Source organism: uncultured Rothia sp. (assembly GCF_937976295.1).
Lineage (GTDB): Bacteria > Actinomycetota > Actinomycetes > Actinomycetales > Micrococcaceae > Rothia.
In genome coordinates this window covers 1-5,457 of the sequence record NZ_CALJRY010000388.1, presented here as the reverse complement: position 1 = coordinate 5,457, position 5,457 = coordinate 1, and the positions used below count along the sequence as shown (strand labels likewise).

Annotated in this window: 3 protein-coding genes; 1 reads left to right on the top strand and 2 read right to left on the bottom strand. The window is 65.5% G+C overall.

The annotated features are described in order from the left end of the window. Both Q0216_RS10275 and Q0216_RS10270 read right to left on the bottom strand, forming a co-directional pair. Nucleotides 1–2,714, bottom strand: a 2,714-nt coding sequence (locus Q0216_RS10275) for an SMC family ATPase (RefSeq protein WP_298595179.1), incomplete at its 3' end; no start/stop codon positions are given. After that, nucleotides 2,711–3,892 (bottom strand): exonuclease SbcCD subunit D C-terminal domain-containing protein, encoded by a 1,182-nt coding sequence (locus Q0216_RS10270; protein ID WP_298595176.1) that lies wholly within the window; start codon nt 3,890–3,892, stop codon nt 2,711–2,713. The genes Q0216_RS10275 and Q0216_RS10270, both read right to left, overlap by 4 nt. A 231-nt stretch (nt 3,893–4,123) precedes the next feature. On the opposite strand from Q0216_RS10270, the gene Q0216_RS10265 reads away from it, so the two are divergent. Then, complete coding sequence (locus Q0216_RS10265) at nt 4,124–5,269, top strand: ADP-ribosylglycohydrolase family protein (RefSeq protein WP_298595173.1); 1,146 nt, start codon at nt 4,124–4,126, stop codon at nt 5,267–5,269. Nucleotides 5,270–5,457 lie beyond the last annotated feature (188 nt).

Below are 5,457 nucleotides of genomic sequence, written 5' to 3'. Positions count from 1 at the left end.
GCCAGCATCTGCGCACGGTCATAACGCTGCGCCGTCTGCGCACGGAACGCCGCATACTCGGCACGCAGCGCCTGCAAAGAACGAAGCACGCTCTCCCGCTCACCCTCACGAAGAGTCAAACGGTGCGCCGCCGCACGCAACTGCTCAACCTGCTCACGCACACCCTGCAGATCATCCGGCGCCTGCTCACCGGCAGCGGCACGAGCCGCCACCGCAACAATCGCCTCACGACCAAAGCCCTCAAGGAGGCGGGCATGCTCCACCTCATACGCGGCAACAGTCTGCTCCAGAGCATCAACACGCTCGGGGGTGCGCACCGCCGCCTGCACCAGCTCGGCGCTCTCAAACGAAGACTCAGCCAGCAGACGTTCAGCCTGCGCCGCCGCCAGAGCGTGACGCTCACGCGCCTGCCCCAGCAGCAGCACCGCACGAGAAAGACGCTGATGCGCCGCACGGTAGCCCTCCACAGCCTCAACACGCTGCGCAAAACCCACCGCCGCACGAGCAGGCGCCAACTCAGCCGCAGCCGCCTCACAGCGCGCCGCAGCGTCACGGTGACGAGTCTGAGCCTCAACCGCCGCGCCCTCGATGGTGCGTAGCGCCTCCTGAGCCTTCTGCTGTTCAACGCGCACCCGCTCAACCTTCACCAGCACGCCGTCACGCGCGGTCACACGCGACTGAGCCTGCGCGAGGCGGGTCTGCGCCTGCTGCAGCTGGGCGGCAGTCTGCTCAACATCGCACTCCCCCTGAGCCACCAGGGTCTCGTACTGGGTGCGGGCGGCGGCAAGCGCCTCGGAGGCTTCCTGATGTGCCTTGGTCGCCCGGTCCTTAGCCCGCTCGTGGGTGCGCGCCTGCTGGTGGGCCTTGTCTTCACGCTCCTTGGCGGCGTCCAGGTCGGCACGCTCAACCAGCTGCTCGCCCTCGGCAATCTGCGCGGGGGCGGGGTGCTCGACCGAGCCGCAGACCGCGCAGGGTTCGCCGTCCTTGAGCTCGCGCGCCAGCAGGGAGGACGCCTGGGCGAGGCGCAGTACCTGCAGGTTCTTGAACTCCTCCGTCGCGGCGAGCGCCTGCTGAGCCGAAGCCTGCCACTTTTCCTGCGCCTTCTGCTCGGCGGTGGCGGTGCGCTTGCTCTGCTTCTGGGCTGCGGCGACCGCGGCGGAGGCGGCATCCAGCTTCTGCTGCATCTGCTGGGCGGCGTCGTGCTTCTGCTGCGCCTCGGTGACCAGGTGCGCGGCGAGGGTACGTTCCTCGTCGGCGGTGCTGTAGCCTGCGAGTTCTTCGGCAAGCTGCTCGGCTTGGGCGGTGAGGTCGCTCAGCGTCTTTTCGGCGCGCGCCTTGTCCTGTTCGAGGGAGTTGGCCTGCTTCAGCAGGGCGGCTGCGGCGGCTTCCTCTTCGGTAAGCTGCGCGTCCTTCTTCTGCAGGGCGCGCAGGGTGTCGAGGAGCGCCTCGAGCTGGGTTTGCTGTTCGGCGGGATCGTGGGAAGGGAGCGCGGCGAAGGTGGTCTCTTCGGGGAAGGTGACCTCCGGCGAAGTATCCTCGTCGCGGAGTGCCGCAAGCAGGGCGCGGCCGGTCTCATCCAGCTCAGAGGCGCACACCTCCTGCTCCTGCTGGCGGGCGGTGAGCGCCTGCGATTCGGCGTGGACCTGCGCGTACTGTGCGTGCAGGGGCGCGGCGGCACGCGCCTGCGCCAGCTCTTCACGCTGCGCCTTGTGCTCGTCGGCGCGTTCGGTCAGGCGGGTGCGGCGCTCGCAGAGCTGCTCGTATTCGCGCCAATCGGCCTGCAGCTGGGCGCGTTCGGCGAGCAGGCGGGTGTTCCGGTCGGCTTCGTCGGTAAGGCGCTGCTGTTCCTGCTTTTCGCGCGCGAAGGTTTCGCGGGAGTGTTCTACTCCGCCGGCGACCCATGCGTCGAGGGTTTCGGCGGTGACGTTCTCGGCGGTGAAGGTTTCGGAAGTCTCCTCCTCCGCCTCCGCAGCCTCTTCAATGTTCGGGTCCGCAGCGTCCAGGAGCGCCTGCAGGGCGAGCATTTCTACGCGGGCACGTTCCAGGTAGCCGCGCTGGGTGTTTTCGTCCTGGGCGACTTCCTGCTGGGCGGTTTTCGCTTCCTCGGTGAGGGCGGCGAAGAGCTGCTCGTAGTGTTCGACGGGGAACATCTTTTTGAGCAGTTCTTTGCGTTCTTTGGGCTTGGACTTGAGGAATTGCGCGAACTGGCCCTGCGGCAGGAGTACGACTTTGAGGAATTGTTCTTTGGTCAGGTGGGTGCGTTCGGCGATGGTGCGGTTGACTTCGGCGACGCTGCTGGAGATGGGGGTCCAGGCTTTTTCGTCGGCGGGGTCGGCGCCGGGGGCGAGTTCGGCGAGGGTTGCTTTGGCGCTTTCTTCGCGCATCTGGCCTTTGCGGGCGCCGCGGGTGATGGGCTTGTTGTAGGCGGGGGTGCGGTCGATGCGCAGGCGCTTGCCGTGGAGGGTGACGTCGAGCAGCACGCGCGGTTTGGTGCCGCTGTGTGCCGCGTAGGTGGAGTGCAGTTTGGCGGATTCGCGGTCGCTGCTGGTTTCGCCGTAGAGGGCGTAGCAGATGGCGTCGAGGATGGTGGTTTTACCGGCGCCGGTGGGACCGTTGAGCAGGAATACGCCGGCGTTGTTGAGGGTGTCGAAGTTGATTTCTTGGCGCTTGGGGTATGCCATGAAGGCTTCGAATTCGAGGTTGTGCAGGATCATGCGTTGTCCTTGTGGCTTTTGATGTGGTCGCTGAGGGTGGTGATGACGTCGCGTTCTTCGCTGGTGAGGGGGCGGTTGCGTACGTATTGGTGGAATTGGTCGAAGGTTTCGACGGGGTCGGCGTCGCGGGTGGGGGGTGCGACGGTGGGTTTGTCGGTGGCGGGTTGGGTGCTGCGGTAGCTGAAGTGGGAGATGGTTTCGTAGCGGCTGCGCAGGCGGTCGACGGCGCCGACGGGTAGGGTTTCATCGGTGAGTTCGATGCGGCAGTAGTAGCCGTGCTCGTAGGCGGTGTGTTCGGGGCTGTTGAGTAGCTGGTCCATGGTGCCGCGCAGGGTTTTCATGTGCACGCGGGTTGCCCATTCGTGGCTGCTGATGGTGGGTTCTTCGCCGGGGTCGAGTTCGATGAGGTAGGCGCCGTTGCGGTTGTGTTCTTCGCTGAATGAGAAGCCGAGGGGTGAGCCGCTGTAGCGGATGGTGTGGGTGACGGGGTAGCGCTTGTGGATGTGGCCGAGGGCTACGTAGTCGAAGCCGTCGAAGAGGGAGGCGGGTACCCAGTCGATGCCGCCGACGCTGATGTCGCGTTCGGAGTCGCTGCGGGGTGTGGCGTCTGCGTTGCTGGCGGTGTCGCTGACGGTTGCGTGGCTCATGACGATGATGCGGTCGGCGCCTTCGCCGCGGGTGTGACGTTCTGCGGCGTCGGCGCGGATGGCGTCGGTGACGGCACCGAGGACTGCCTGGTGGGTGGGGTCTACGCCGAGGGCGGTGGCGTGCAGGCGCGGCGCGAGGTAGGGGATAGCGTAGACGTGTACGCGCTGGGTGCCGTCGGTGAGTTCGACGGGGCGGGTGGCGTCTTCGAGGGTGGTGCGTAGGTGCACGCCGGAGGCTTCGAAGAAGGCGGCGCCGTAACTGAGGCGGCGGAAGGAGTCGTGGTTGCCGGAGCTGAGGATGACTTGCACGCCGGCGCGCATGAGGCGGGTGAGGGCCTGGTCGAGCAGAGTCGTGCTTTCGGCGGTGGGGATGGTGCTGTCGTAGACGTCGCCGCTGATGAGGAGAGTGTCGATGCCTTCGGCGTGCACGTAGTTGAGCAGTTCGTCGATGAACTGCTGGTGTTCGCGGGTGAGGGGGCTGCGGTGGAAGGTGCGGCCGAGGTGCCAGTCGGAGGTGTGCAGAATCTTCATGGTTTCAGTATGGCACTGCGTCTTGTTTTGCGCCTCACAGTTCGTCATTTGCGGTTCGGACCCCACAGCGGCGCAGGTGCTCAACCCGCGGCGCAGGCACTCACGCGGAGCGGGGGCTCCGTCCTCAAGGCGCCCCAGCGCCGCAGAGGGGGCACTCCCCCGCGAGCATGAGCGCAAAGCCGCTTGTAACCCTACCCTCCGCATCCTAAACGCACATGGGATAATCGCCCTATGAGTTTTTCTTCTGTTGAGTTCACGCGTGCACCTGAGGTTTCGGCTGAGTTTGCGGGCAGGGTGCGCGGCATGTTGCGTGCGTCTGCGTTGGGTGATGCGCTGGGTTATCCATTGGAGTTGTTGTCGGCTGAGCAGATTGCGGAGCTCGCCCCTAAGCCGTGGGATTCGGCGTTTGGTGAGCTGCTGGTCAGTGATGATACGCAGCTGACGTGTTTCACCCTGGACGGCCTGACGGAGGTTTTGGAGTGGAATAATGAGGGCGCGGCGGCGGATGAGTTGGCGTGTCTGTGGTTGGCGTATTTGCGGTGGTTCCGCGGTATTGGTGAGGTTCTGCCGGAGTCGGCGCCGTTTTCGTTGGATCGTGAGATTGATGGGTCTGCGGAGTTGACGGCTCGTCGTGGTCCGGGTGCGGCGACGTTGCGGGCGTTGGGTTCGGGTGAGATGCAGTTGGTGTCGAAGTCGTTGAATCCTGATGCTTTGGGTAGTGGTGCGCTGGTGCGTTCGGCGGCTCTGGGGCTGTTGCCGGTGGCTCAGGAGCGCACGGTGGTTTTGTTGGCGGTGCGTGCGGCGGCGTTGACGCACGGCCACCCGGAGGCTTTAGTGTCAGCGGCGGCATACGCGCTGCTCATCCGCGATTTGTTGGCATCCCCGTCCGGCTCGTTTGACGCGTTGCTGGAGGCGGCGCGTCGTGTGCTGTCGTGGTGTGGTTCGGTGGCGGCGGATGATTCGATTCCGGGTGATGCTTCGCGTACGGCGGCGGCGCTGAGTCGTGCCGTCGACCTGCTGGAGCGGGGCGTGGTGCCGGTTCCGGAGGCTGTGGCGGAGCATTTTGGTACGGGTTGGACGGCGCCTGAGCTGTTGGGTGTGGCGCTCTGGTGTGCGGCGGATGCTGTGAAGAGCCTGCCGGCTGAGGCTGATGAGGCGACGGTGCGTTGTGCCTTGTTTGAGGGGTTGTGCCGTGCGGTGTCGGTGGATTCGGATTCGGATTCGGTGGGTGCGATGACGGCGGCGTTGTGGGCGGAGGCTGGTTTCCCGGTGGGTGGCGGTGAGGCTGATGTTTGGTCGGAGGCGCTGGGTCGTGTGCGCGGTTTGGACCAGGTGGAGGCGGTGGCGGAACGCTATCTGCACCAGCTGCGTCTGTAGCGGTGCTGAGCCTCAACAGCACTGAATCTTAACGGCGTAGTGGACATGCGTAATGGCGGGGTCTCCATCCTCAAGGCGGCTGACCCATTCACTTATTGGGGCGCTGAAGAGGGGGCACTCCCCCGCGAGCATCGTCCGCGAGCCGTCGCAACAAACTGCATATAGGCACAGAAAAGGCTCTCCGGTAT

Bases quoted from the DNA above. Each gene is read 5' to 3' on its own strand.
- Q0216_RS10270 (WP_298595176.1), bottom strand. From the start codon at position 3,892: ATGAAGATTCTGCACACCTCCGACTGGCACCTCGGCCGCACCTTCCAC.
- Q0216_RS10265 (WP_298595173.1), top strand. From the start codon at position 4,124: ATGAGTTTTTCTTCTGTTGAGTTCACGCGTGCACCTGAGGTTTCGGCT.